Annotated in this window: 25 protein-coding genes and 8 pseudogenes; 18 read left to right on the top strand and 15 right to left on the bottom strand. The window is 33.1% G+C overall.

What is annotated here, in order from left to right; genetic code table 11:
* The first annotated feature begins 4 nt into the window (after nucleotides 1-4).
* From K5Q12_RS02150 to pnuC, 3 genes are all read left to right on the top strand, one after another.
* Nucleotides 5-565 (top strand): QueT transporter family protein, encoded by a 561-nt coding sequence (locus K5Q12_RS02150; protein ID WP_220742087.1) that lies wholly within the window; start codon nucleotides 5-7, stop codon nucleotides 563-565.
* Nucleotides 565-1302, top strand: a complete 738-nt coding sequence (locus tag K5Q12_RS02145) for a 3-oxoacyl-ACP reductase (RefSeq protein WP_220742086.1) — start codon at nucleotides 565-567, stop codon at nucleotides 1300-1302. Before K5Q12_RS02150 ends, K5Q12_RS02145 begins: the two co-directional genes overlap by 1 nt.
* A 142-nt stretch (nucleotides 1303-1444) precedes the next feature.
* The gene (gene pnuC / locus K5Q12_RS02140) at nucleotides 1445-2236 is read left to right on the top strand and encodes a nicotinamide riboside transporter PnuC (RefSeq protein ID WP_220742085.1); all 792 of its coding nucleotides are present in this window, start codon (nucleotides 1445-1447) and stop codon (nucleotides 2234-2236) included.
* Between the two features lie 41 nt (nucleotides 2237-2277).
* On the opposite strand, the gene K5Q12_RS02135 is transcribed toward pnuC, so the two are convergent.
* From K5Q12_RS02135 to K5Q12_RS07145, 3 genes are read right to left on the bottom strand one after another with little or no spacing between them, the layout of a single operon-like run.
* The gene (locus K5Q12_RS02135) at nucleotides 2278-3381 is read right to left on the bottom strand and encodes an SLC13 family permease (protein ID WP_220742084.1); all 1104 of its coding nucleotides are present in this window, start codon (nucleotides 3379-3381) and stop codon (nucleotides 2278-2280) included.
* Between the two features lie 45 nt (nucleotides 3382-3426).
* Nucleotides 3427-3774: a LysR substrate-binding domain-containing protein gene (locus K5Q12_RS07150; protein ID WP_246570452.1), complete on the bottom strand. Its 348-nt coding sequence runs from the start codon at nucleotides 3772-3774 to the stop codon at nucleotides 3427-3429.
* A gap of 44 nt (nucleotides 3775-3818) precedes the next feature.
* Nucleotides 3819-4082, bottom strand: a complete 264-nt coding sequence (locus tag K5Q12_RS07145; RefSeq protein ID WP_246570451.1) for a LysR family transcriptional regulator — start codon at nucleotides 4080-4082, stop codon at nucleotides 3819-3821.
* 199 nt (nucleotides 4083-4281) lie between these two features.
* Here K5Q12_RS07145 and K5Q12_RS02125 point away from each other — a divergent pair.
* The 9 genes and pseudogenes from K5Q12_RS02125 to K5Q12_RS02085 form a co-directional block, all read left to right on the top strand.
* Nucleotides 4282-4494 (top strand): annotated as a pseudogene (locus tag K5Q12_RS02125) (NAD-dependent malic enzyme); the annotation flags it as partial.
* Nucleotides 4467-4841: pseudogene (locus K5Q12_RS02120) on the top strand (zinc-binding dehydrogenase); the annotation flags it as partial. The pseudogenes K5Q12_RS02125 and K5Q12_RS02120, both read left to right, overlap by 28 nt.
* A 68-nt stretch (nucleotides 4842-4909) precedes the next feature.
* Nucleotides 4910-5369: pseudogene (locus K5Q12_RS02115) on the top strand (glutathione peroxidase).
* A 100-nt stretch (nucleotides 5370-5469) separates the two neighbouring features.
* Nucleotides 5470-5904 (top strand): annotated as a pseudogene (locus tag K5Q12_RS02110) (KUP/HAK/KT family potassium transporter); the annotation flags it as partial.
* Nucleotides 5905-5976: 72 nt separating this feature from the next.
* The gene (locus tag K5Q12_RS02105) at nucleotides 5977-7227 is read left to right on the top strand and encodes an LCP family protein (protein WP_220742082.1); all 1251 of its coding nucleotides are present in this window, start codon (nucleotides 5977-5979) and stop codon (nucleotides 7225-7227) included.
* Between the two features lie 41 nt (nucleotides 7228-7268).
* Nucleotides 7269-8264: an AI-2E family transporter gene (locus K5Q12_RS02100; RefSeq protein ID WP_220742081.1), complete on the top strand. Its 996-nt coding sequence runs from the start codon at nucleotides 7269-7271 to the stop codon at nucleotides 8262-8264.
* Between the two features lie 314 nt (nucleotides 8265-8578).
* Nucleotides 8579-9010 (top strand): peptide-methionine (R)-S-oxide reductase MsrB, encoded by a 432-nt coding sequence (gene msrB / locus K5Q12_RS02095; protein ID WP_220742080.1) that lies wholly within the window; start codon nucleotides 8579-8581, stop codon nucleotides 9008-9010.
* Between the two features lie 98 nt (nucleotides 9011-9108).
* On the top strand, nucleotides 9109-10242 hold the full coding sequence (locus K5Q12_RS02090; RefSeq protein WP_220742079.1) for a serine hydrolase domain-containing protein: 1134 nt from the start codon (nucleotides 9109-9111) through the stop codon (nucleotides 10240-10242).
* A gap of 138 nt (nucleotides 10243-10380) precedes the next feature.
* Nucleotides 10381-11583 carry an aminotransferase-like domain-containing protein gene (locus tag K5Q12_RS02085; protein ID WP_220742078.1) on the top strand — a complete coding sequence of 401 codons (1203 nt, stop codon included), beginning with the start codon at nucleotides 10381-10383 and terminating at the stop codon, nucleotides 11581-11583.
* A 30-nt stretch (nucleotides 11584-11613) separates the two neighbouring features.
* Here K5Q12_RS02085 and K5Q12_RS02080 read toward each other — a convergent pair whose 3' ends face one another.
* Nucleotides 11614-12480, bottom strand: coding sequence for a LysR family transcriptional regulator (locus tag K5Q12_RS02080; RefSeq protein ID WP_220742077.1), 867 nt, complete (start codon nucleotides 12478-12480; stop codon nucleotides 11614-11616).
* A gap of 272 nt (nucleotides 12481-12752) precedes the next feature.
* Between K5Q12_RS02080 and K5Q12_RS02075 the strand changes: the two are divergent.
* The 6 genes and pseudogenes from K5Q12_RS02075 to K5Q12_RS07135 all read left to right on the top strand — a co-directional run.
* Nucleotides 12753-13169, top strand: a pseudogene (locus K5Q12_RS02075) (transposase family protein); the annotation flags it as partial.
* Between the two features lie 1029 nt (nucleotides 13170-14198).
* Nucleotides 14199-14426: a hypothetical protein gene (locus tag K5Q12_RS07140; protein ID WP_246570450.1), complete on the top strand. Its 228-nt coding sequence runs from the start codon at nucleotides 14199-14201 to the stop codon at nucleotides 14424-14426.
* Between the two features lie 392 nt (nucleotides 14427-14818).
* Nucleotides 14819-14998, top strand: a pseudogene (locus tag K5Q12_RS07240) (hypothetical protein); the annotation flags it as partial.
* 199 nt (nucleotides 14999-15197) lie between these two features.
* A complete protein-coding gene (locus K5Q12_RS02060; RefSeq protein ID WP_220742076.1) occupies nucleotides 15198-15398 on the top strand; it encodes a helix-turn-helix transcriptional regulator in 201 nt (66 codons plus the stop codon).
* On the top strand, nucleotides 15388-15906 hold the full coding sequence (locus tag K5Q12_RS02055) for a DUF3278 domain-containing protein (RefSeq protein WP_220742075.1): 519 nt from the start codon (nucleotides 15388-15390) through the stop codon (nucleotides 15904-15906). Before K5Q12_RS02060 ends, K5Q12_RS02055 begins: the two co-directional genes overlap by 11 nt.
* A gap of 87 nt (nucleotides 15907-15993) precedes the next feature.
* Nucleotides 15994-16320: pseudogene (locus K5Q12_RS07135) on the top strand (thiol-disulfide isomerase).
* Nucleotides 16321-16838: 518 nt separating this feature from the next.
* Here K5Q12_RS07135 and K5Q12_RS02050 read toward each other — a convergent pair.
* The 11 genes and pseudogenes from K5Q12_RS02050 to K5Q12_RS02000 all read right to left on the bottom strand — a co-directional run bounded on the left by K5Q12_RS02050 (nucleotide 16839) and on the right by K5Q12_RS02000 (nucleotide 25673).
* Nucleotides 16839-17582, bottom strand: coding sequence for a hypothetical protein (locus K5Q12_RS02050; protein WP_220742074.1), 744 nt, complete (start codon nucleotides 17580-17582; stop codon nucleotides 16839-16841).
* A gap of 2 nt (nucleotides 17583-17584) precedes the next feature.
* A complete protein-coding gene (locus K5Q12_RS02045) occupies nucleotides 17585-17917 on the bottom strand; it encodes a hypothetical protein (RefSeq protein WP_220742073.1) in 333 nt (110 codons plus the stop codon).
* Nucleotides 17918-18030: 113 nt separating this feature from the next.
* Nucleotides 18031-19077, bottom strand: a pseudogene (locus K5Q12_RS02040) (IS30 family transposase); the annotation flags it as partial.
* Nucleotides 19073-19576: a hypothetical protein gene (locus K5Q12_RS02035; RefSeq protein WP_220742072.1), complete on the bottom strand. Its 504-nt coding sequence runs from the start codon at nucleotides 19574-19576 to the stop codon at nucleotides 19073-19075. The gene K5Q12_RS02035 and the pseudogene K5Q12_RS02040, both read right to left, overlap by 5 nt.
* Nucleotides 19531-19962: a DUF3990 domain-containing protein gene (locus K5Q12_RS02030; RefSeq protein WP_220742071.1), complete on the bottom strand. Its 432-nt coding sequence runs from the start codon at nucleotides 19960-19962 to the stop codon at nucleotides 19531-19533. The genes K5Q12_RS02035 and K5Q12_RS02030 overlap by 46 nt, the downstream gene beginning before the upstream one ends.
* Nucleotides 19963-21111: 1149 nt before the next feature.
* Nucleotides 21112-21468, bottom strand: a complete 357-nt coding sequence (locus K5Q12_RS02025) for a DUF1304 domain-containing protein (RefSeq protein ID WP_004915909.1) — start codon at nucleotides 21466-21468, stop codon at nucleotides 21112-21114.
* 26 nt (nucleotides 21469-21494) lie between these two features.
* Nucleotides 21495-22439 carry an NADP-dependent oxidoreductase gene (locus tag K5Q12_RS02020; protein WP_220742070.1) on the bottom strand — a complete coding sequence of 315 codons (945 nt, stop codon included), beginning with the start codon at nucleotides 22437-22439 and terminating at the stop codon, nucleotides 21495-21497.
* A gap of 10 nt (nucleotides 22440-22449) precedes the next feature.
* Nucleotides 22450-23793: a dihydrolipoyl dehydrogenase family protein gene (locus K5Q12_RS02015; protein WP_220742069.1), complete on the bottom strand. Its 1344-nt coding sequence runs from the start codon at nucleotides 23791-23793 to the stop codon at nucleotides 22450-22452.
* Nucleotides 23780-24262: a MarR family winged helix-turn-helix transcriptional regulator gene (locus tag K5Q12_RS02010; RefSeq protein WP_220742068.1), complete on the bottom strand. Its 483-nt coding sequence runs from the start codon at nucleotides 24260-24262 to the stop codon at nucleotides 23780-23782. Before K5Q12_RS02010 ends, K5Q12_RS02015 begins: the two co-directional genes overlap by 14 nt.
* A gap of 783 nt (nucleotides 24263-25045) precedes the next feature.
* On the bottom strand, nucleotides 25046-25450 hold the full coding sequence (locus K5Q12_RS02005) for a replication initiator protein A (RefSeq protein WP_246570449.1): 405 nt from the start codon (nucleotides 25448-25450) through the stop codon (nucleotides 25046-25048).
* Nucleotides 25440-25673: a helix-turn-helix transcriptional regulator gene (locus K5Q12_RS02000; protein WP_220742067.1), complete on the bottom strand. Its 234-nt coding sequence runs from the start codon at nucleotides 25671-25673 to the stop codon at nucleotides 25440-25442. Before K5Q12_RS02000 ends, K5Q12_RS02005 begins: the two co-directional genes overlap by 11 nt.
* Nucleotides 25674-25818: the final 145 nt, after the last annotated feature.

The following is a 25818-nucleotide window of genomic DNA, read 5'->3' as shown; positions in this document are numbered from 1 at the left end:
TTTAATGATTAATGAACAAAATAAATCAGCAATTTCAAGTAAGGCACATAATATTACTTTAGTGGCAGTTGTTGCAGCCATCTATGCAGCAATTACTTTTGTCATTCAGCCTATAGCATTTGGGCCTATACAATTCAGAACCTCAGAAGGATTAAACCACTTAGCAGCATGGAATAAACGTTATGTACTTTCTTTAGCTATAGGTGTTTTTATTGCAAATTTAGTGTCACCATTAGGTTGGATTGATTGGGTATTTGGCACATTAGGTACAGTTATCATGACTGGAATAACGTATCTGCTAACACGAAAAGTTACTAATGCTATTTTAAAAATAGTCATTAGTACACTGGTTGTATCAACATTGGGTATGGCAATATTAGCTGCTGAATTTACTTTTGCATTTAATATTGGTGCCAATGGGTCATTTCCATCAAATGCAAAAGGCGGTATTTTAGCACAATGGTTTGCTTATTATATTAGTGTTTTACCAGGTGAATTTGTATCACTTGTTATTGGTGGTATTGTTATATACACATTGAGCAAAATGGTGAAATTAGAAAAGTAATGTCGAATCAAAACTACTACAATAAAAATATTTTAATCACCGGTGCTGCTTCAGGCATCGGTTTTTCTCAAGTGATTGCGTATTTATCTGAAGGTGCAACTGTTTACGCTATTGATAAAAATAAGATTAACTACAAGCATGAAAATTTATTATGCTTTCAGCAAGATCTAAGTGATCATGAAAAATTACAAGAGTTTGCTGAAAGTTTAGTAGCTGATGTATCATTTCATATCTTAATTAATACGGCAGGAATTTTAGATAATTATAAGGCATCGTTAGACACAAGTTTGGTTACATGGCAAAATATTTTGAATACCAATTTGACACCAATGTTTATTCTGACAAATGCTGTGCTACCAAAAATGTTAAAAAATGGTTATGGACATATTATTAATATGGCATCTATCGCTGGATTCACTGCTGGAGGTGGTGGAGCGGCCTATACGAGCAGTAAGCATGCTATAATTGGCTATACGAAACAATTAGCATTTGATTATGCTGCTCAAGGTATTCATACCAATGCTATTGCTCCAGGAGCCATTGCAACACCTATGAATGCTGCTGACTTCGCTGGTGATGGTGTTATGGCTAAGGAAGTTGCTGAACAAACACCGGCAAAACGCTGGGCACAACCTAAAGAAGTTGCTGATTTAACACTATTTTTGACGAGTAAACAAGCTGATTATATTAACGGTGCGGTAATACCGATTGATGGCGGCTGGACGCTAGGCCATTAGTAATTGTGATTTTTTAAACTAATGGTAGTGAATAGTGTAACAAAAACATCTTGTTTTACTTGTTGTTATAGCCTAAAATAAAATTAATATGTAGCGTTGCTTCCGAACACGGCTACTCAAAAACAATAGGAGAATTAAAATTATGCGATCGTACAGTATTACAGCAAAAAAATATTGGCAGCAATTTCGTGAAAACCTTATAAAGCTACCAAAACAAGTCATGAAAACGTTTAGTATAAGAGAAAACCTAGATGATTTAATGACTTTAAACAAAGCATCAAAAATAATTATGTCTTTGATGTTATTAGCAACAATAATTGCATTTATATTTGGTAAAAATTTTGCTTTAATCGGTTGGATTAGTTTAATCACTGGCATTTCCACAGTAATGAACTTAGTTTTAATCGATCAAGGTCGAATGACTAACTATAGTTGGGGTATTTTAAGTGCCGCAGTCTGGTTAATTGTCGCTATCAATAATAATTTAATTGGGGACATTGCCTCACAACTTTTTTATTTTGTTATGCAGTTTATTGGTATATCAGTTTGGCATAAAAATCAGTTATCTGATAATACTGTTAAATCAAGACGTATTTCTGTTCAATCAGGTATTTTATATGTCGCTATGACAATAGTAATTTATGCCATTGTGCTTTTTGTCAGTCATTCCTTAAATGGTTCGCAAATATATTTAGATGCAACACTATTACCATTGGGTATTGTTGGTCAAATATTAATGACATATGGGTATCGATCACAGTGGATTGCATGGATTGCATTGAATCTCATTAATGTAATTATATGGTCTAGAGCACTTCAGGCTGATGCTTCAGCAGGAGCTACTTCAATGCTTGCTTTACAGGTTATTATGCTAATCAATTCGTTCTATGGACAATATATGTGGTTTAAACAATCAGCGAAAACCAATAATTAAAAAAGAACATCTGACGTTTATCGTATCAGATGTTCTTTTTATTACAAAATGATGATTATACCAATAATTATAAAGATAGCTAAGTACACTATATTTAACCCTGTAAATTTCACAAAGAAATTAAAACTTGATTTTCTCGTATCATAAATATTGTACTGACGCAAAGCTAATAGATTTGCTAAAGAAGCGATTATTGTCCCTAGCCCACCTATTGTTACACCAAGGTATAATCCGTAATACTCACTGGTGAATTTAGATAATAATATAGCTGCAGGTACATTACTAATAAACTGACTAGATAGGATTCCTGAAAATAGGGTATTAATCGTTGTGTGAGTTGTTGATACTAAAAGTTTATGTACCATGTCTACTCTACTAATTGCGCCAACTATTAAGAAAAAGTTAATAAAAGTTAAAATAATACCGTAGTCAACGTCTTTAAAGACTTTCTTATCTAACAAAAAGGCACTTAAAATACTAGCGATCAATGAGCACCATATAGGAATGAAAGACAAAATACCTAGTATAACAATAATTGTTGCCCCAACTAGTATGATAGTTTTTTGTTTATTAATTGCAATCGATTCTAAACTTAAATCAGAAATATCCTTTTTAGGGAAGACAAAACTGACAATTAGTAAACTGATGAGGGCGATAATGCCGATTGGTAAAGACATCCCCATAAACTGATATAAGCTTAAGTGGTAAAAGGAGGCGAGGTAGAGGTTTTGGGGGTTACCAAACGGCATTATAGCACTGCCTAAATTAGCATAAATAGTTAAAAGACTAATTGGAATGATTCTTTTAAGATCAACTTTTTGACTTATTTTAAAGAAGATTGGGACTAATGTCAGAATGGCAACGTCATTAGTAAACAACATTGAACCAAAGAACGAAAAAAGTAGCATAACGGTTAAAATACTTCGCGTGGAACGGCATCGATCAACAATAGTATTAGCAATAAATTTTAAAATATTTAATTTTTCATACACAGTAACAATGACAATCAATGATAACAAAGCAATGATTGTTTTTTGGTCTATGTCAGAGGGTAATACTTTACCAAAATATACGGCGAATATAGCTAAGATAAGTGTCATTAAAAAAGTCTTATCTGAGAAAATTTTTTTGGAGACATTAACCATAATTATTGTTTGTCACTTTCTGTTGAAAAGTTTGTCAATTGAATCTTATTTATTATATCCGATAATAGAATATTGGTGATTATTATCTTTTTGAGATAGTACCGATACCAGCATTTCTTCTTCGACTGTTAAAACATGGTTTTTTCTGAAAGCAATATTAATATTGAATATAGGTTGTACACTATCTAATAGTGGAATTGTGACAATCCCTTTTTTGTTGGCCAAAGGGTGTTTAGAGGATAGAAATACGTAAAATGGTGTTGAAGCTAGTTGAAAAGTTTTTAATCTATCATCATCATCATCTTGGTTTAAGGATCCTAAGAGTGCAATATCAATATTACCATTGATAAGTGATTTTTTTAAAGTGTTTGATCCGGCTTCATATAATGTCATGTGTTGAATATTGAACTGACGATCGAACTCTTTAGTTGCAGTTGCTATTTTACCAAAAAAGCATTTTTAATAATGGGTGGAAGACCAATTATGGTTGTGTGTTGCTTTAAACGAGTTAATTCCATTTTTGTGCTGTTTATTTCATTCAAAATAGATTGTGTATGTTGATATAGTTGTTTCCCTGCATCAGTGAAGCTAATTATCGAGTGTGTTGTACCACGTATGACCAATGTCGTATTAAAAAATGATTCTAATCGTTTAATCGCAGTAGATACTGAAGGCTGCGTTATATTGAAAAAATTAGCCACTTTTGTAAATTTTTTTCTTCATATAATTTTTTATAGTAATTTAAATCATTAAAATTCACGCTCTTTAACCTCCATATCAACGTTTAGGACACATAGTATAAATTTCATTTATGATGTTTTGCTGTTTTGACTATAAACTAAATACAGCGTTATAGTCAACTTGTGGTTTAATAACGATAAAATTTGGAGGAAAAAAATGATGACTACAACGGGATACCAATTACTAAATAATCCTTTTTTAAACAAAGGAACAGCGTTTACGGAGAAAGAACGTGAACAGTATAATTTAATAGGGTTACTTCCTAGTCAGGTGCAAACACTAGAACAACAAACAAAGCAAGCTTATAAGCAATTCAAGAGTAAACAAACACCATTGGAAAAACGACTATTGCAGCAATTAATGAAATTATTCCTGGCGGAGCTGATGTAACATTTGAAGTTGCTGGTGTGCAAAAGACTTTTGAACAAAGTATCGATGCAACTAAGCCACGTGGAACAGTTGTTATTGTGTCAATTTTTGCAAGACCAATTAGTTTCAATCCAATGCAATTGATGAATGCTGGTATTAAGATTACAACAACGATTGCATATTCTAAAGAAACATTCAAACAAACGGTTGATTTGGTTAGTGGTGGACAAATTGACGTTAAGCCTGTCATTACAGATATTATTGAATTAGATAATATTGTAACCGATGGATTTGAGTCTCTAACTCACGACAAGTCTCAAGCTAAAATTTTAGTTGATTTTAGCAAATAATACTATATACGTTTAGACAGCGGCTATTTTAATTTTAAAATGGCCGTTTTTCTATATAAGGAGATATTATGGTAGCTAATATATATGATTTTGGTGTGGTAGCCGAAAATGGGGAACTTTATTCTCTTAGTAAATATCATGGGAATATTATTATTGTTGTTAATACAGCAACGAAATGCGGTTTTGCACAGCAGTTCAAATCATTGGAAAAGTTATATCAAAAATATAAAGATGTGGGACTCGTTGTTCTTGGATTTCCATCAAATCAATTTAAACAAGAATTGAATTCGAGTCACGAAGCGGCAGAAGCTTGTCAATTAAGATATGGTGTTTCATTTCCTATGCATGAAATAATTTCAGTCAATGGTAAGGAAACAAGTCCATAAAGGGACGCCCAGTGCAATGGGAAGTACAATCAAATGGAACTTTACTAAATTTTTGATTGATCGAGAAGGGCGACCTGTTAGCCGTTATTCCCCAAAGACAGATCCTATAAAAATAATACCTGATATTGAACAATTAATTTAAGATAAAAGCAACGTCAGTACGTTACTTTTTTATTTAAGCGATATTTTAAGTCAAATTTGTTTAACTTTGTTGTTATTTGTGAGATAATAAGCGCCATACTCATGTTACTTTTTATTTAGGATTTAAGGTTGAACCGCGAATACATGTTTATATGAAACAAATTGCAGCAACCCTCATCAAACAAGGAATTTTAAAACCGCGATTTCAAAAATATGCTATGGACAAGCACGGCAACGTTGGTGATTTCAAGTATGTTATTGCGACTCAGTATTATGCTGATTTATTAAATTTACCTGATATTCATGCTTGGGATCGGCTCTTGATAGGTAGTCGTGTTTGGTTACAATCACATACGACTTCAGTAAGTAGCTTTTATGGTTTAGAATTAAGCGATGTTGTAGAAGAAATCGTACCATTATTTATTGAAAACCCTAATCGTAAGAAATTAACTCAGGTAGCAATAAAAAATGCGATGAAACCAGATAATAAAAAACTAATTAGCGAACTAAACAAAAATTACGGGATAATCTCGTAATTTTTGTTTTTGATTGATTTATGTTAAATTAGTAACTATATAAAATAAAATAATCCCCGGGGGATGACTTTAATGTCTACCAAAAATAAACGCTCAGATGCTGAGCAATTGCAATCTAAACAACTATTAAGTCGTACATCTCGAAATAAAACCCATGTTAAGAAGAAGGGAAAATTAAAAGTAGTCTTATTGATAGTTGCTCTAATTGTTTTAGTATTAGGAGGACTTGGGATCTTTTATGCTAATAATATTAAAAGCTCACTGGACAAAGCCTATTATTCAACAGGGTTAAAATCAGAGAAAAATGCTAGCGCTTTAATTAAAAATAAAAAGCCGATTTCATTTTTAGTGCTTGGCACAGATACTGGGACAGATGGTGGTTTTGGATCTGGTAGAGACCGTGTTGGATTAACAGATTCATTAATGCTTGTCACCGTTAATCCGGAAAAAGAATCAACAACACTGATTTCTATTCCAAGAGACATTATGACTTCCATACCTGATTTTGAAAATAGTTTTCCGCAAAAATTAAATGCAGCCTATGCTTTCAGAGAAGCTGCTGATGATAAAGCCTCACTTGGGGATGGTGTTGGGACAACCATTTCTGCTATTCAAAAGATGTTTAATATACCTGTTAACTATTTCGCTATGGTTAATATGAGCGGTTTAGGCGATGTTGTTGATCAACTTGGTGGCGTTAAAGTAAAGTCACCTTTAAGTTTTAAATTTAGCCAAGAAACAGCTCATGAAGAGGGTAAGGATCTTTATGATTTTACAAAGGGGCAAACAACTTTTAAATATGCTAAAGATGGCGTAACATTTAAAAAACACACCAAGATGGATGGGAAAGCAGCCTTAGCATTTTCACGTATGCGATACCAAGATCCCAAAGGAGACTATGGGCGAACACAACGACAACGCATTCTTTTAGAAGCTATCATGAATAAGATTAAGGATAATCCCTCAACAATCTTAGACACAAAGTTTATCAATGCTTCGACAAAAAATATTGCTTCGAATATGAAAGCTTCTGATATGCTTGCCCTTGGCGCTAATTATATGAATGCAACTAAACATGTTGAATCTTACACGGTTCAAGGTGTGGGCGAAATGTATGAAGGTGTTTCTTACCAACGTGTTACCACTGCGCAAAGACAAGCAATCACAAACAAAGTTCGAGATGCATTAGGCTTGAAAGCTGAAGAAACAGGACAAGAATTTGGTAGTGATATTACTGCTGAACAGCAAGCATTAGTTGGCTCAGCAGATACGCTTTTCCCAGACTCAAATACTGAAAATAATGAGAAGTTGGCTGCGAATTAATTTTTATCAGTACTACTAAATATTTCAGAAAGGTATTAGGAATGAATTTTTTATCACCCTTACAAAATCAAAAATATTACCGTTATTTTGTGTTATCAGTTATCATTCTATTGATCATATTTCTGAGACAATTCATGTCATTACTGCTTTTAACTACTATTTTTTCTTATTTAGCAATGAATGCTGGTAAACGCATACAGCGTTTCACTAAAATATCGAGACCGTTATCAATTGCTATTGTTTACATTTTATTTATTGGATTTTTAATCATCGCTATTGAGCATGGTGCCAATACTGTCATACATCAAGTTAACAGCATGATTAAACTAGCAACAGAATCAAGTTGGCATACAACCGGTGTTTTCAAAGAGATCTACAAGAATGTTGAGCAATACAGGCACTCACTTAACACAGAACAGTTAATTTCTAAAGGTTTCTCTCAAATCAACCAAGTCGGGCATGTTTTATATGAGTTAATATTATCTTTATTGTTTAGTTTTATATTCAGCATGACATATCCACAATTAAAAACTTGGTCAATGACATTTATTAAAAGTCCATATAAGAAGTTTTTTGGTGAATTTTATATTATTGTTCATAGGTTTATTATTATATTAGGCAGACTATTTGAGGTTCAATTAATGATAGGATTCATCAATACTATTGTAATGGTATTGGTATTGATGTTTCTCCATTTCCCATATATTATTGGATTTACTATTTTAATTTTCCTTCTAGGCCTTATTCCGGTAGTTGGAGTTATTTTATCGCTGATTCCATTAACAATTACTGCTTTTATCATCGGTAATTGGAACACGGTAATTGTTATTTTAATAGCTGTGGCGTTAATCCATTTCTTAGAATCTTACTTTTTACATCCGCATTTTATGTCTCAAAGAACACATATGCCGATGTTAGTTATCTTGCTTAACTTGATTATCATGGAAAAAATATTTGGTGTATGGGGATTAATTATTGGATTACCAATTTTGACATTTATATTAGATTTTTTCAAAATCCAAAAGTTCAAAGGTTAGTATAAAAAACGTCCCATGTTGGGTCGTTTTTTTATTATAAATTATTTAGAGACGAGGGGGCAGTATGTATGAATAAAATTAATAACAGCCATATTCTTACACAAAATGGACAAGTAATCTCATTAGAAATGGAAGGCCTATTAAATTAAACGAACATTTATTAGTTACAGTAATGACTGGCATTATTGGCAAGTCAGTCATTGAGATCATAAGACGGACTTTTCTTAATTTAATGTATAAATATTGTGACAGCTTTTATAATATGTTATATTTGTCCTACTAAAAAGAATTGTTTTAGCGTGAGGTTAATAGCAATGAATCAAGAAGAAAAAAACAAGCGCCTGCAAAATTTGAATGCCAATGCGTATAATGTCACGCAAAATTCTGCTACTGAAAGACCTTTTAGTGGTAAGTATGATAATTTTTACGAAGACGGTATTTATGTCGATATTGTGAGTGGGGAACCGCTATTCACATCACGTCAAAAGTATGATGCTGGTTGTGGATGGCCATCTTTTTTTTCAACTCTAGATAACAATATCAAAGAAAAAAGGGATCAGACTCATGGTATGGAAAGAATTGAAGTGAGGTCAAAAGAAGCGGACTCACACTTAGGTCACGTTTTTACCGATGGACCTATTCAAGAGGGTGGTTTAAGATATTGCATCAACTCAGCTGCCTTAAAGTTTGTACCGAAAAAAGATATGGAAAAAGAAGGGTATGCGAAATACCTACATTTAATCTAGTAGTTTTATTGTTCAATTAAACTGTAGTTTAAAATTATATTATTTATTTCCGAATTAGTGTAGAATATCTATTATATAAAAAATATTTGAGGGTAACCATGACTAGTAAGATTGTGGCTTTTTTTTTGACTTTAACAATGATAATAATATTAATATGTGGTGGTTATTTTCTGAAACAAAATGATACTTTGAATCATAAAGAATCAAAAATACAGAACAAGCAATCTGCTACAAAATCTATTAAAAAGGAAACTATAGGAGAAAAATCAAATACTAAGAAACTTGATACAATTGTGAACAATCAAGAAATCGATGATTACATTAAAAATAAAGATTTTTCGGGCACTATTATGATTGTTAAAGATAATAAAGTTGTTATAAGCAAGGGTTATGGTTTGGCTAATCTATCTAACAATAACGTTAATACACCTAATAGTGTTTCTCCAATTGGCTCAACTGAAAAACTAATGATAGCAACGAGTATTTTACAGTTGCAAGAAAAAAAATTATTAAATGTTAATGATCCTGTGGCCAAATATATTGGAAATTTTCCAAACGGCAATAATATCAAAATTAGTAATTTATTACATCATACTTCAGGTATTGTTGGTCGTGATCAATCAAATGCTAATGTAACTAGTGATGAGATGCTTAAACAAATTATTGATAATGGTATAAGTGAACAACCGGGAAACTGGCATTATTTAGATGCGAATTATGTTGTTTTAACGAAAATACTTGAAAAAGTATCAAATACAGATTATAGAAGTTATTTAAAGAAAAATATTTTCAAACCTAGTAAACTATTGTCAACTGGATTTATGTCTGATAATTATTTAAAAATACCTAATGCATCAATTGGGTATCAAAATAATGGCACTCAATTGGTAAAAGGCGTATTTCCTAATTTTTCACAGTTATATGGTGTCGGAGATATGTATATGACTGCAAATGATATGTATCATTTTGATAAAGCGCTCTATGATGGTACATTAATTAGTCAACAGAGTAGAGACGAGATGTTTAAACCTGGTAGTGCATCACATTACGGTATGGGATTGTATAATGACCCAGCGCTTATGGTTAATCGTGGTTTTTTGGCTGGATGGAGTATTTCAAATGGTTTCAGCCACGACGGTCGTATCTATATCGTATTGTTTTCAAATATTAAGACATCAAGAACTTCTCTTAGTGAAATGAATGGTTATATTTACACTCATTTGGCAGAATAAAAAAGTGTGTTAATGCACACTTTTTTAATTTAAATTTTAAAACATGAAAAAAATTCATCTTTTAAAGAAAACGTCTCCTCACAGAGCTTATGGATTTAGGTTACTATTATTTTCAAGAGCCAAGGAGGATACATTGAAATGACAATTTCTAAAATTGCTACACGAAATAAAATGACAGCATCATTAAATATGGACAAAATATTTGCAGAAACAGCTGACCCTAAAAATATATCTTTTGGCATGGGATTACCTGATAAAACTATTTTTCCAGATCAAGCTTTAAAAACTTCATTCATGAATACCTTTAATAATCAAGGACCTGATATTTTTCAATATCATTCAACTCAAGGACCTGTAGCACTTAGAAATAAAATTGTGTCGCTCGTAAAAAAATATTATCACATCGATGTTAATGGTAGTAATATTATTTTAACTCAAGGTGGGCAACAAGCTATTGATATTGTTGGTCGTACTTTTTTAAACAAAAATGATCATATTGTTGTTGAAGGGCCAACATATATGGGTGCTTTAGAGGCTTTTGATGGGTATGAACCAATCTATCATGAAGTTAACGTTGAACATGATGGTATGGATATGACGGTTTTGGAACAAATTTTGTCGGAAACACCGAATATTAAATTTGTTTACACGATACCTGATTTTCAAAATCCTACTGGGGCAACCATGAGTTTAGCTAAGCGAAAAACTTTAATTCAATTAGCTGAAAAATATGATTTCTATATCGTGGAAGATAGTCCGTATCGTTATTTGAGATATTCTGGTCAAGAAGAGCCGTCTTTAGCTGACTTAGATACAAATGGTAGAGTAATTTTGATATCGAGTTTTTCAAAAATTCTTTCTCCTGCATTGCGAACGGGATGGCTTATTGCCAATGATGAATTAACTAGTATTTTCCTATCCGTCAAAGCGGCTTTAGATGTTCAACCATCACATATTAATTTGATGGCAATTGATGATTTTTTAGAGCATCATAATATTGATAGGCATATCGCAAAAATTAATACGTTGTATCGTGAAAAATGTCTAGCAATGTGTGATAATCTTGATAAATATTTACCAGAAAAGGCGACTTATATAAGGCCTGAAGGCGGTTTTTTTGTCTGGGTTACTTTACCGGAAAGTTTTGATACAACAAATTTATTGTTGGACAGTATTCTTCAAGACGCGAATGTTGTTTATGTACCATCAGAGTTACAGTACGCATCAAGAAGTATTAAAAACAAATTCAGATTGAATTTTACGAACTCTTCTTATGAACAAATCGAGACAGGAATTAAAAAATTATCTGAAGCATTAGAAGCTGTTTTACAATTATCATAAATAAAAGCAACTACTTTTTAGTAGTTGCTTTTATTTTAAATGAGATTTTATTTCTGATACAAGACTCGATACTGCCGGTGAAACAATGTTATTTTTGCTTTGAACTAGTGAGATAGTGCGATAAAACGGCTCGTCAAAGGGATAAATACTGACATCACCACTTAATTTTCTGAGGGCTAAATCAGGTAAGATACCAAATCCTAAGCCGGCTTCAACCATCGATACAATAGATTGATCATCTATAGAAAAATTAATAGTATTAGGCTGTACATCATAGTAATCTAATGTCTTTTTGGTGTCACGGTCATAATCTGCTTTTTGAAGCATAAATTGAAAGCCTTGTAAATCCTGCTTAGTAATTGATTGACCATTGTGTGGATGAAAATTAGAAGGGGTAACACATTTGATTTCATCTTCCAACAAATTAGTTACATTGACGTTATTCGTCACAGGCAACAATGTAAATCCGAGATCTAACTCTTCATATTCAACAAGTTGACTAATATCCGAAAAATTACTTTGTGTTAACGCAATTTCAATATTAGGGTGTTTTTTTGAAAAATTTCTCAAGATATCAGGTAACCAATTGATACAAACACTACTAAAAGCACCAATCTTAATAATCCCTGATTCTAAACCACGAATAGCTTGCACATTTTTTTCAAGTTCTTTTTCTTCGGCAATTATTTTTCTGAGTACAGGATAAATTTTTTCGCCACTTGATGTTAATTTAATTTCAGATTTATTTCTAATAAAGATAGGAAATCCATATGTCTTTTCTATTTGATTAATAGCGTGGCTTACAGCACTAGCAGTGACATTTAGTTTCTCTGATGCACGTTGAAACGATTTTTCTTCAACAATTGATACAATCGTTTCATATATAAATGTATTCACTCTGAAACTCCTATAATGTATTATATTAATTCATTTCACAAATATAACATAATCGTACCATACTTTTTAGATTTCTTCATGAATACTATGATATTGAAACAGTGATCAAACATACATAACTTAATTGATGAAATTGCCTATTGAAGAGACTTCAATGGCATGAATCAATGATATGCAGTGTTACAATGATTATTGTAAGTTACTTGCAATTAAATTAGTGTTAGCAAGTTAGAATGCTCAGAAGTCAATAAATTGGACTATTTTTATTCAGTCAATTAGGTTATGACCCATCAGTGATTAGTCGTGAATTAGACCGTGGCAATGTGCTAGACTTCTCTAATCTAGACCGTCACTCTTTATTAAGAATGAACATTCATGCTCGTATTAAGTATTCGGCGCAACGCGGTCAATATATTGCTACTAAAAAGCGTTTTCGTATGGGACAAGGACTTTTATTAACACCAGAAATAAAAGAACTAATTGAACACTGGATTAATGTGGAACACTGGACGCCTGAACAAATTGCCGGCAACGTGCAAGACGTAGAAGTATCGTCCTCAACCATTCGAGACTGGTCAAAAAGAGGGTTGATTAATATTCGTACCCACAAATATCATCGTCAAGATGGTTCTCCTAAACAACGTGAGTTAGCTAAAAACCAACGTGCACGCCAACGAGAGATTGCTCGCAATTGGAGACTTTTTATGAAATTATTACACAGTATTCTTTTGAAAATTGCTCTTAGTATGGGAGTTATCATGTATTTGGCTTATGCGATTCCAACGAGTCAGTACACCAATCGTTATTTAATCGGCATTAGCATATTTACAGCACTATTTTTACCTATATTTACATTTGTTAGTACCTATTTGGAAAAACAAACGTTCAGACTTACTGCCTCGATGTTTGCTAGCAAGTTTGCTAAATTTGTATGGCAAAGCCTTTATAATCTTTTTGCTCTTGGACTACTTATCAAAGGGCATGTCATCGATGAGACTAATTTACGAATGGTTGGTGGTTTAGTAGGCGCAGTGTGTTTAACTTCTTTGGCTTCACAAGGGTTACAATATCTTGCCATCATGATGAGCAACCATGCTAAAGGTAATCGATTTGCTAATATTTTTTTTGCTTTGAGTTTTAATGTGATTATTAGTGCGTTAGCTGCAATAGGTTATAAAAAAATTCAGATAATTTTTATCGTATTGGGACTATTACTTGGTATTATTGGTATATTTATAAGTTTAATAACAGATATTTGGGGCCTCATACCTTCTAAAGGTGGTGTCGGTTTATTTCTTGGTACATTTAATCCTGTGCACAAATCACATATTGCCATATTAAAACAATTTATAAATGAACGTCAGTTAGATAAGGTATACATTCATCCGACCGTTATTCCAAAAATGCATCAATATCTTTTAGATAAAGGTATGATTGAAATTGTTAAAGAGGAAGCGGGTAAGCGCTATTATGAAAAGTCTGCATCAGCTGACCCATTAGTTAATTTTTTTCCCACTGGCAAAGTTTTTTACGAAGCTGAAAATCGCGTATATATGCTAAAAACAGCGATTGAAGAGGCTGGTCTAGCGAAAAAAGTAGAAATCTTGTTTGAACCACAACTTTATCAAGATGATGGCTTTTATGCTATTATCAAAACTATTCGGCAGAAACATCCACATATGAGACTGCACGGTCTTCTCGGTACAGACGAGGGATGAATGTTGCTTCATGACATTTACGATGAAACAGGTGTCAAACCATACATCGTTTTAAGGCGAGACAATATCTCGGGTACCGCCATAAGAAAAGGAGCGCAAGGTATGACGATGCCAAAAGTAACCGAAGTATTAAACTTTTTGACTACTTTCAAAGACGGACACAGTGGCATATTACTGGGCAAGAAAGTAAATATTATAAATAACCGTTTGGAGGTTGTCGATGATTGATCCAAATAGTCTCAATTTAAGTAAAGGTCATAAACTTGTTGTGACAAAAGGTATGTTTCAGAAATAAATATCTAATTTTGTATCAGAGGTATATTTTAACCAAGCTAATTTTCAATTTAATCAATCGTTAAATGAGCTAATAATTGATATTATGAATGAAGACAAAATACTTGTCTGCCATTCAACGGTTTTTACAATTTATAACGCTGAACAGCAATGTCAGCTAACTGCTCGACTAATAAAAAGCAAGAAAACTTACAATTTATTTTAGAAGGAAAATTTCAACAAATAATTGAAAAAATGTCAAAATAGGAATAATTAACCTAATAAGTAACAAAAAAGAACAGCTTAATAGCTGTTTTTTTGATAAACATCATAAGGAGAATATAATAATGGTTAACAAATTTAATAAATTATCACTACAAGGCAAAAGCCTAGGCAAATTAACCTATGTAGGTCGTAACAAAGTTGGGATAAATGGTGACATTTCGGTTGCTGTGTTGAATATCAATGACACTTTAAATACTGAAAACATTACACCACAAGCTGGATTTAATTTTGCTAAACCTTTTTCATGCAACAAAGCATGTCAGGAGAGACTAACGATGATGATACGTTCCGTTTTATTACAGGGCTGGTTTGATACTAAGACCCAGAAATTAGTTTCTATCAAAATAAATACCACCAACTAATGTGTCATATATACTTGACACATTAGTTAAAATCTTTTAGACTAGTATTAGTCATATATAAATGACATTGGAGTTCAGTATGAATCATATCAAAGAGTATCGCAAAGCAAAAAAGATGTCACAATACGAATTATCACAAGCAATTGGGGTAGCGAGACAGACCATTAATTTGATTGAAAATGATAAGTATAATCCATCATTATCGCTTTGTTTGAAATTAGCTCATGTGCTTGGAACTGATTTAAACGCACTTTTCTGGGAGGAAGACAATGAAGACTAAAGAAACTTTAGCAATAAAACTACTCAAACGCTTTTATGGCGTTCAGGGGGTATTAGACGAGTATAGACGTAATGAAATTTATAAAATAGGAAATATCGGCTTCATCGTCATGTTTTATTATGCCTTAATTAGTAACTTTATTGTTTTATTAGTTTTTAGTCTCGATAACCATCGGCATACTGAAGATATCTTAATGTGGTACATTATAGCGAACATGATTTTCCTAATATGGGGTATTTGTGGGTATGTACTGATTACAACACGCCGTCGTCATTTATTAGAGAATGAAGTTCAAGATATTGAAACTCAAAAGAAACATCTTAAATACTTAGCCATACGTCAAGGAATTTTCTTCGGAGTGTTCACTCATATTTTAAATACATTCATGTCTCGTGGATTTAGTGATTTCTTTTCTGTGCGTGCAATGTTTGGAGTATGTTTTGCAGGTGCCATGTTTGGCTCAATGATGTACTTATTTCAAAGAATGAATTTAAAGAAAGTACAGTAAATTAATAGTCAAGTGAATAACCAATTTGAGTAAAGTGAGTATCATAATTAAAAAAAGGAGCGCATCATGAAGCAGCGTATTAAGTGAATTGATAAAAATAAACCATCAAAATCGCTAACAAAAATAATAATCATCAAAGTATTACCAGTCATTGCATTACTAGTGGCTGGTTTTTTATTGGTTCCGTACGGATCAATGTACTTTCAAAAGTTCACATTGTCAAAAGATCTATCCCAAAATATTTTGGCATAATATCTTGAACTTTAAAAATGAATCGAAACAAATTCAGACAATCAATGTACAAAATACCAATAACAAGCACTACGTAGCTGACTTTGCTATCAAGCCACACCGACATTTATGAAAACAACCAATAATGAACGAAAATGCGTATGTAGACAGCACGAGCTTTAAAGATTTAGAACATGTACGAATTAAAGCAGATTAAAAATATCACGGAATCTCAAAAAATACAGATCATCAAAACCTTTTACTTTCGATAATATATATTATGTAAACTTAATAAATTACGGTATTTGTCAACCCAAAAAGTAAAAAATAAACTAAAAAAATTGATTTTATTTTGGCTAATCCGTTGTCGCTGTTGTGATAGCGAATTTGTTTACAATCTGATTACAAAGACTGTTTTTGTGCTATTTATGGTTTTGCATTTCTAAATTTTAGCTACCATAATTTATTTTTGATTTTGGTCGCATATTTAGTTTTTGCATTGCCATTTTGACTTTTTTTAAGCCAATCAAGCACTTAATTCGTGTTTATCTGGTTATTATTATCGCAAAAATGCAGCTCAAAGCTATTGACTTTGAACTGTCTTAAAGTTGCAAGTCATTTACCAGATGTTTAATCAATTGGTAAAATTCCGGTTATGCAAATTCGATTTGCTTAGTATCTGTATTTTTTATATGCTATAATTATAATCTTTCACTGATTGCCATTGTGAGCGCATTTCTATCATTTATTGTTAGTGCAGCTTGAACATACAAACTCCAAGCAATAAAACGACAGTTTCCAATTTTACCAGTATAAACAGTACATTTTCTACTATCTAACCATATAATTTCTGTGGTTTGCACGTTAATGTCACTATAATAGGACTTTACATGTTCAAAAGCACCATTACCATTGATAAACAGGTATTTTAATTTTCCTTGCTGAATAATGTAGTCTGAAATGTGTTGACTAGCTTTGAGTACTTCTTGCTTTGTTACTAAATTTGCCCATTTTGGATAAGTAGCCCAAGGTGTAATGTCGAGATGAATTAACGAATTTTCAAAATAAGAAAATCCTAACGGAGATAATATTCGATTTAGCTGATTAAACCACTGTTTATAAGGAAATTTGTTAAAATAATTGATACAAGAATTATAAACTTTTTCAGCTTCTTCTAAACTCAAATAATCAGTATCCTTTTTGTGCAATATATCACGATCGACTAATCTCTTTTTATTAGCAGTTAAAAGTTGTTGTTTATTATCACGAAATTCTAAATCAGATGGATTCAAGCTGATGGTTGCCGAACGCGCTGTTTCAATATTGCCAAAAAATAATACAGGCACAGATTGTCTGATTACACCAATGTTATCAGGAATTGGTTGCCTAATAAAATTTATAATTTTGGTTTGTAATGACGTTGTTGATATTGGTGCCCCTTTCACTTCTAAATCAAGTAAATCTGTAAGTGATTTTGTAGTAGCAGGATTGGCTGTTTTATAATTAAATTTTTTCCTTTTAACGGTGTTTTCCCTTCATAAGGCTCCAAATCAAACCAGACCCTGCCTTTATCTAAACCAGTTAAATGATAACCAATCCGAGCTCCTAAACAATAGTCTGCTATGACCACTTGATGATACATGACAACAATATGATTAATCTTATTATTGATAATTGTATCGATTTTTATTTTCCATGCACCTGAAACACGCTGTCTCAATTCTTTTTCAGTACTAAAATTTTTATTTAACTTGATAATCATTACTTTTGACTTAGACATTTTCAGCTCCTAAAGTGTTGTGTAATTCTAATTCATATTAGAATAGAGGACAAACAAATTTTAGCATACAAAATTGATAATTTATTCAATATATTTTTATTTTAATCGTTGTTTTAATTTATACGATATCTCTGCATTGGGTTATATTCCTTATCAAACAACTCAATCGGACTCTTACCTTGCATTGCTATTCTCATAGGCATTGCGTTCATTTTATCTGCCACTTCATCTAGTTGTCGTTGCTTCACTGGCTTAAAACTTGTGCCTTTGGGAAACCAATCACGCAGTTTACCGTTGCGGTTTTCGTTAGAACCTCGTTGATGTGGTGATGATGGTGTGCAGTAATAGAGCTTGATTTTAAGCTCTTTTTGAACGTACTCCAAAAAATCCCAAGAGATGAATTCAGAACCGTTGTCAGCGGTAATCGTTCTTACTGCTTTACCATAACGTTCATAAAATAATTTAAACGCTTCAATCATATCTTTAGATTGTTTACTTTTAACTTTGATTAAGGCATAAAAGCGTGTTTTTCGTTCAACAACCGTCATAATGGCTGAATGGTCTTGGTATTGATTGTTATTTTGTTTCATTGGTAACACTAAATCAATTTCCCAGTGACCAAATTGTTTACGCTTGGCCACGACTGGCGAACGATCATAGATGGAATGACGGACTAATTCACCACTTTTTTGTAAGTTTTCTCGTAATCTGGCAATTTCTCGTTGTCTTGCTCTTTGATTCTTGGCTAATTCTCGTTGCTTAGGTGAACCATCTTGACGATGATATTTGTGGGTACGAATATTAATCAACCCTCTTTTTGACCAGTCTCGAATGGTTGAGGACGATACTTCTACGTCTTGCACGTTGCCGGCAATTTGTTCAGGCGTCCAGTGTTCCACATTAATCCAGTGTTCAATTAGATCTTTTAGTTCTGGTGTTAATAAAAGTCCTTGTCCCATACGAAAACGCTTTTTAGTCGCAATATATTGACCACGTTGCGCTGAGTACTTAATGCGTGCATGAATGTTCATTCTCAATAAGGTGTGACGGTCTAGATTTGAGAAATCTAGTACATTGCCACGGTCTAATTCACGACTAATCACTGATGGGTCATAACCTAATTGACGCCCAATATCAGTTTGTGAGAGTTGTTCATTATTTAGTCTCAGGTTTACCTGTGTTTACTTTCTCCGTAGATTTTGGTTCTTTTGGTGTTAATGGTACTAGTGTATCAGCATACACTGTCCAATCAGTCGCGTTATTACCAACAAAAGCAAACTTTAATCCTTGTGGCACTAATTTTGTACCAGGTTTCAAATCAACTTGTAATCTTTCACTTTCGGTTGGATCAATTAAGATACGAATGAATGTATCATCATCGTTAATTTCTCCTGACTTGCTTTGTTGCATGAAATTAAATTGGTAATTTGAAATGATTGGTTCACCATTATCATCACGAACTGGATTATTTTGATTATCAAAAGGTTTAGCAAAATCAAATCCGGCTTGCGGTGTAATATTCTCGGTATTTAGAGTGTCATTGATATTTAACACAGCGACTGAAATATCGCCATGTGTCCCAACTTTATTACGACCTACATAGGTCAATTTTCCTAGGCTCTTGCCTTGTAGTGATAATTTATTAAATTTGTTAACCATAATTTTTCTCCTTTGATATTTTTATACAAAATAAAAGAACGCCTAAAAAAGACATTCTTTGCAATAATATTTAATTCCACAAATCTTCGGGTGGATTTTCTGAATCTACATAAGTAAAATTCATTGTTCAAAAAGATACTATCAACATTTTCATACTTACGATTATTACCAATATATTCTTTGGCTTTTTCTAAATCCGATGTTAAGTAGAATCCGGCTCCAAAATCTAAGGCATTATTTAAATTATAATTGACATCAATGCCTTTTTGTAAGGATGTAAGCTGACTTTGTGTCGTTGCATGATACCACTCAGTAGCTTGTAATGCTTTTTTTATTCGATTTTGGTATTTTTTAGACAGATTATTAAACTCGTCAATTGTGGTCAAAATAAATTCCTAATTTCATTAGTTTCAGTACTAATTATAACATTATTCAATGTGATTTATATTTAATATAGTATATGTTTTATATACTGTAGCACGTGTCATATCATTCTTTTTATTGACTAAATCACTTTCTTTAGTTTTTCACTCACTAATGATATTTCACGACATAAGCCTTAGGCGCAACTTATATGCCACTATAAGTGCTCATCTCATTGGTCTTATGATTTTCTTCAACACAGTACCAGACTTTTCTCTCTGTACCTGCGCTTGATTGTTGGCTGATAATCATATAAAATTAGGTTATTGAAAATAACTTTAAATTTTGATTCTCATTAATAACGTTGTCGAAGGCATTATTTTATCAATCAAGAGTATATTTAGTTTTCAATGTACTGAAACACAGCTAGTAAATCTAGTTGTGTTTTTTTGTGCTGATTTTAATGTTAATACTTTCTTAATAAATATTCGTATTTAACAAAAAGAATAAGCACAAGGAATGTTACAGAAGTATTTAAACTACTGTTTCACACCTTATGCTTATAAGTTTATACTTTAAGTGAAGTCATTTACCAGATGTTTAATCAATTGGTAAAATTCCGGAAATGTTTCTGTAATTTCCCTGATTCTTTTTTTATTTGTAAGACACTCCTTATTCTATTATACCAATGTCATACACCAATGTTAAATCACTGTCCACGCTTTCTAAAGCTTATTTTAAGGCTGTTTAACATCTTGATTCCTCAACTAAGTTGCTAAAAAAATACAGATACTCATTATGCAAATTCGATTTGCTAAGTATCTGTATTAAAGTACCAAGATTAAACAGTGGCCTTAGGGCATTGTTTTTTTGTCCTTGTTGTTACTTATGGAACCACTTCTTGATTGGCTTGCGGAACCCAAATGCGGCGCCTACTAATGAAATATCACCATATAACCAACCCTTTGGCGCTTCACCATAAAGTATTCAGTGGTTAAGCGCGTTGTAAATACCATTGCTGTAATTTACGTGAAGATTATGTCATGGACAAATTTATTTAGACAGCAGTGATCCGAGTTTTTGACCTAATAATGTATGCCTATGCCCTTTAAAATTATTTTTTTAGGGCGCTAAATGAGCTAAACAAAGAAATAAACAACAACACACAAATATTAAAAAAATAGCAAAAGAAGCGCAAGAACAGCAGGAAGTCCTTGCATAATAATAATTTTTCTGGCTGCAGTGAGACTACCATAGACTGCCGCTAGCAGAACAAAAAGCATTTCTAACCTTAGCATTACTAATTGTTGTGATCCTGTCAAAAGCAAAACTGTTCCAATAATCAAGGCGCCAAAAAGTCCATTATATATACCTTGATTTGCTAATAAAGTTTTGACTCCTGGTAATTTCACAAAAGCTTCTTCCAATTCAAATGCTTTAGCCTGCTGGCCCGATGAGCCAAACATTTCTAAAATCATGATACCAATGGCCTCGATAGCCACGAAAATAACTAAAATAGTTCCAATCATACATTTCTCCTTAGTGATTTAAAAATTTAAGCTTTATCTTTTATTTTAACAACTACTTTCCCACGGGCATGATGTGTTTCAATACGCTTTTGGGCAGATTGAATTCCGTCGGTAGTAAACGGATAAGTACTGTCTAGTACGACTTTCAAATGATTACTCTCAATTTCATTAGCTAATAACGCTAAATCCTCACCATTAGGCTGTAACCAACCTGCCATGACGTGCTTATCCGATATTGCTTTTTGATCATCAGTTAATGAACTTGAGATTGTCACAAAATGTCCGCCGCTCCTCAGTATGCTAACCCCACGTTCAATATCGCCTACGGTATCAAGCACAGCATCATAATTAGACAGTACTTCATCAATGTTATTTCTGTGATAGTCAATCACTAAATCAGCGCCTAATGATTCAACAAATTCACTGTTATTAGCACTCGCAGTAGTAGCAACGAAAGCACCCATTTGTTTGGCTAATTGAATCGCAAAAATTCCGACTCCTCCTGCACCACCTTGAATCAATATTTTTTGTCCTGCTTGCAAATTAAGTTGCCTCAACATTTGCAAAGCTGTTAAGCCTGCCAAAGGGACCGCAGCGGCCTGTTCAAAATTAATATTGCTAGGTTTTAAAGCTAACTTGTCAGCTTTAACAGCAGTATATTCTGCGTAGGACCCGTTTAAACCAATAGGATCAATATCTGGACGAGCAAAAACTTCATCTCCTATATTAAAATCTGTTACTTGATCTCCAATGGCAACAATTTTACCAGCTACATCCCATCCCAAAATTACTGGAAATTGCCAGTTAAACATTGATTGAAGTAGACCTTGACGTGCTTTGTAATCAATGGGATTGATACTCGTAGCCACGTTTTCAACTAAAACTTCATCATTATTGACAACAGGTTTATTGGTATTCGTAATTTCAAGTTGTGTAACATCACCATATTCTTTTATAATCGCTGCTTTCATTAATTCTCTCCTAGGCTAAATAATTGGCAATCAGGGGCAATATAATTCCAGAATGAGTTGGAAAGGCAAAAATTTGGCTATGTATGTCACGGGAAGTATACTCATTATTAATAACTGGAACCAGTGCATTAACAACCTCTGGCGCGAAATCACCAATTAGAGACGCGCCCACTAATTTTTTGTCTTGGTCAATTACAAGCTTAATTTTTGCTTTAACGTCATTCAATGTTTGAAAGCGCATGAGTTGACCATAAGGAATTTCCTGAATCCGTAATCTTTTATCATTTTTCGCATCATCAACTGAAATCCCCACTTGAGCCAGTCGTGGAAGTGTAAACGCAATAGACGGTACTACGGGGTATTTAATGGGATCTGAATCACCCGATAATTTTTTTGCAATATACTGTGATTCAAAGGTAGCAGTGGGTGTGAGACGTGGTATAGCTTTCGCAATGACATCGCCACTTGCATAAATATTAGGATTAGAAGTTCTAAGATAGTCATCAACAACAACACCACCCTTATTATATTCAACACCCGCTGCCTTCAAACCTAAATTATCAATGTTAGGAACGCGTCCTGTTGTGTCCATCACATAGTCAGCATTATATCTTTTACCTTGAGCTGTCTCGACCAAATATTTTTGCTTTTCATCAAGTGCAACATGAGATACACGTTGTCCAAAATCAAAATGTATGCCCCTATCAATCATATCTTCTACCACTTCTTGAGAATATTCTCTATCAAAACCAGATAATGCATGATCACCATATTCAATAACGGTTACTTGACTGCCAGCAGCACGAGCAATTGAAGCAAATTCCATTGCGATATAGCCTCCACCAATAAACACAATTGAATTTGGCATTTCAGGCAATTCTAAAAATTCGGTGCTATTATGTAGCAATTCAGCTCCTGGAATTGCTAATTTTGCGGGCTTTTGACCTGTAGCAATCACGAACTTATCTGCTTGATATACTACATGATTAACTATTAATGTTTGTTGACCAGTAAACTCAGCGTGACCTGCAATAATGTCAATACCATCTACCGAAAGCATGCGCGCCAAGCCGTCAGACAATGGGTCAATCACTTGGTGCTTATATGCCATCAATTCTGGCCAAATAATATTTGGTGTATCGTTAATACCTATACCATGATAGTGATGCAAATGATGAATTAGTTCTGCTGGTCCATCCAATAAAATTTTAGCGTTACACCCAAAGTTTGTGCAAGTCCCAGCCAGTTTATTTTCTTCTATCAAGGCAACTTTTTTTCCTTCACGTGCTAAGGTTTGTGCACCGTGCCATGCTGCATGTCCGCTACCAATAAAAATCACATCATAATTCGTCATTAATTTTCTCCTCTATTTTATTATTGTGCGATAAAATCATTGCCCGTAATGTCTTGTTTAAAGACTCATTTTCGGTAATCATTGAAATTACAGATTTTTCGCTAGCCACCACTAGTTCATCTCGGACAACTGCAACATCTGACAGTATGTGCTCAAAAACTGGGCGTTTCGATTCAGATATTTTTAGATATTTTACACGTTTGTCCAATTCACTAGGTACTTTTATGAGCCACTCTTTATTAACTAATCTATCAATAACGGGTGTTAATGTATTACTGGACAACTCTAACGCCTCGCCAATATCCATCAACTTCGCTTTTTCTTTCTTGTAGATAATGAGCAATGACATATATTGTAAATAAGATAACTCATAACCCCCTAACAGTTCTGCATACAAGCGATGAAAATAACGATTTGTATTATATATCGATAAACACAGTTCGTCATATAATTGTCCTTTTTTAATCATGACTAACTCCTCTGGAAATAATTATATCGTACGCGACATATTTACTCAATATAAATTTTATTTACAGAAATTTTTTACAAGAGGGAAAACAATTATGAATCGAATTACTAAATCTATTACGGATCTTGCCACAGATGTTTTCAGATTATTGTTTTATTAATGGTTATCCAACCACAGTTGATTGTCATGTCTGCACTTTCCACAAGCAATCGCATTTTGGTATTAAGAATCTATTGAATTATCCCTCAGTGATGAAGAATCCTTTTTCACTTTGTCTCACACAACTGTATGATTAGGAGGATACAATCATGTTAATCTTTTGTGCATGTTTATTGGCGATGTTCTTGTTCTGATTGCCTGGAAACATCCTTGACACCTTCCTGTATTTAGGAATCTTATTTGTTGATCACTGGATTTCATATTGGTACTTTTATTTACCACTTATTATTTTGATAAGTCTAGCTATTGCTTTTGGCATCAAAAGTGTTTTAGCGATGCTGGTGCTAATTATTCTCATTCTTTCACTTGTATTAACACTAATGATATATTGGCCGCGTCATCACAATTCATAACAAAAAAAGCCCTGATAATCAGAGCTTTTACCAAACTATAATAGTCGGTATCCAATGGTTAAGCGCGTTGTAAATGCCACTAACCAACGTAAATTGACCATACTAATTGAACAAGATTGCGTTCTATCAAATCAATAGTCTAATTCAGCTTTTAAACAGCACTTGATATCACGTCAGACACAAAAAAGGCTGGTTTGAGTGTCCCATCAAATTAATTAGCATTATATAAAATATCCAGAATTTTAACTTTTTCATCAGGACTAGCTTTCTTATATCTGTTTTTCAGTTCATTAACACTCTGTGTTCTCGCCCTGTAAGCTGCCATATCTTTTTTCAAATTAATGACTTTTTTCTCGCCAACACTAAGGATTGTTTGCAGGTCACTGTTTTTGTAAATCAAGTAAACATCACCATTTTTATCAATCCAATTATTCTTAATTGACAACAAGAAACGATCACGCAGAATTGCATAAGCCATTTTTGTTTCAAGTTTCATGTCGGCATAGAATTCATTTTCAAACAGTGCTTTTGGAATTTTATAGAATCGTTCATTAGTTTCTACTTGATTTCTACTAACACGCTCCATTTTCATGGGTGTATCTTGATCACTTATCATTAGCAGTCCCCTCTAATGTCGCAACAATCTCTTCAAATGGCACATCCATAATTTTGTAAAATTTGATGAACGTCGTCAGTTTCGGATTATAACTTGGATCGGTTTCAGCTTTTGAAATCGTCTCCGTTGATAACTCCCCTTTTGATTTCACAGCTAATTCCAATTGTGTGAGTCTTTTTCGTTCCCGATAAGCTTTTACAATTGACCCAAAAGAATGTTTCATGTTGTCTCGTTCTCCCTTGTTTTAGTTGTCAATTTCCATTGATTTTATTACAAATAATTAACCGTCATGAAGACGGTTTCTTAACAACTTCTTAATATTTAGGCTGTTTTTAAGCAAAAAAAATAAGCCCACACAGGACTTATGA

Origin of the sequence: Leuconostoc palmae (genome assembly GCF_019656075.1) — a bacterium.
GTDB classification, from domain to species: Bacteria; Bacillota; Bacilli; order Lactobacillales; family Lactobacillaceae; genus Leuconostoc; species Leuconostoc palmae.
This window is presented reverse-complemented; position numbering and strand designations above follow the sequence as displayed.

Bases quoted from the DNA above. Each gene is read 5' to 3' on its own strand.
- K5Q12_RS02150 (WP_220742087.1), top strand. From the start codon at position 5: ATGATTAATGAACAAAATAAATCAGCAATTTCAAGTAAGGCACATAAT.
- K5Q12_RS02145 (WP_220742086.1), top strand. From the start codon at position 565: ATGTCGAATCAAAACTACTACAATAAAAATATTTTAATCACCGGTGCT.
- pnuC (WP_220742085.1), top strand. From the start codon at position 1,445: ATGCGATCGTACAGTATTACAGCAAAAAAATATTGGCAGCAATTTCGT.
- K5Q12_RS02135 (WP_220742084.1), bottom strand. From the start codon at position 3,381: ATGGTTAATGTCTCCAAAAAAATTTTCTCAGATAAGACTTTTTTAATG.
- K5Q12_RS07150 (WP_246570452.1), bottom strand. From the start codon at position 3,774: ATGACATTATATGAAGCCGGATCAAACACTTTAAAAAAATCACTTATC.
- K5Q12_RS02105 (WP_220742082.1), top strand. From the start codon at position 5,977: ATGTCTACCAAAAATAAACGCTCAGATGCTGAGCAATTGCAATCTAAA.
- K5Q12_RS02100 (WP_220742081.1), top strand. From the start codon at position 7,269: ATGAATTTTTTATCACCCTTACAAAATCAAAAATATTACCGTTATTTT.
- msrB (WP_220742080.1), top strand. From the start codon at position 8,579: ATGAATCAAGAAGAAAAAAACAAGCGCCTGCAAAATTTGAATGCCAAT.
- K5Q12_RS02090 (WP_220742079.1), top strand. From the start codon at position 9,109: ATGACTAGTAAGATTGTGGCTTTTTTTTTGACTTTAACAATGATAATA.
- K5Q12_RS02085 (WP_220742078.1), top strand. From the start codon at position 10,381: ATGACAATTTCTAAAATTGCTACACGAAATAAAATGACAGCATCATTA.
- K5Q12_RS07140 (WP_246570450.1), top strand. From the start codon at position 14,199: ATGTTGCTTCATGACATTTACGATGAAACAGGTGTCAAACCATACATC.
- K5Q12_RS02060 (WP_220742076.1), top strand. From the start codon at position 15,198: ATGAATCATATCAAAGAGTATCGCAAAGCAAAAAAGATGTCACAATAC.
- K5Q12_RS02055 (WP_220742075.1), top strand. From the start codon at position 15,388: ATGAAGACTAAAGAAACTTTAGCAATAAAACTACTCAAACGCTTTTAT.
- K5Q12_RS02045 (WP_220742073.1), bottom strand. From the start codon at position 17,917: ATGTCTAAGTCAAAAGTAATGATTATCAAGTTAAATAAAAATTTTAGT.
- K5Q12_RS02035 (WP_220742072.1), bottom strand. From the start codon at position 19,576: ATGGTTAACAAATTTAATAAATTATCACTACAAGGCAAGAGCCTAGGA.
- K5Q12_RS02025 (WP_004915909.1), bottom strand. From the start codon at position 21,468: ATGATTGGAACTATTTTAGTTATTTTCGTGGCTATCGAGGCCATTGGT.
- K5Q12_RS02020 (WP_220742070.1), bottom strand. From the start codon at position 22,439: ATGAAAGCAGCGATTATAAAAGAATATGGTGATGTTACACAACTTGAA.
- K5Q12_RS02015 (WP_220742069.1), bottom strand. From the start codon at position 23,793: ATGACGAATTATGATGTGATTTTTATTGGTAGCGGACATGCAGCATGG.
- K5Q12_RS02010 (WP_220742068.1), bottom strand. From the start codon at position 24,262: ATGATTAAAAAAGGACAATTATATGACGAACTGTGTTTATCGATATAT.
- K5Q12_RS02005 (WP_246570449.1), bottom strand. From the start codon at position 25,450: ATGATAAGTGATCAAGATACACCCATGAAAATGGAGCGTGTTAGTAGA.
- K5Q12_RS02000 (WP_220742067.1), bottom strand. From the start codon at position 25,673: ATGAAACATTCTTTTGGGTCAATTGTAAAAGCTTATCGGGAACGAAAA.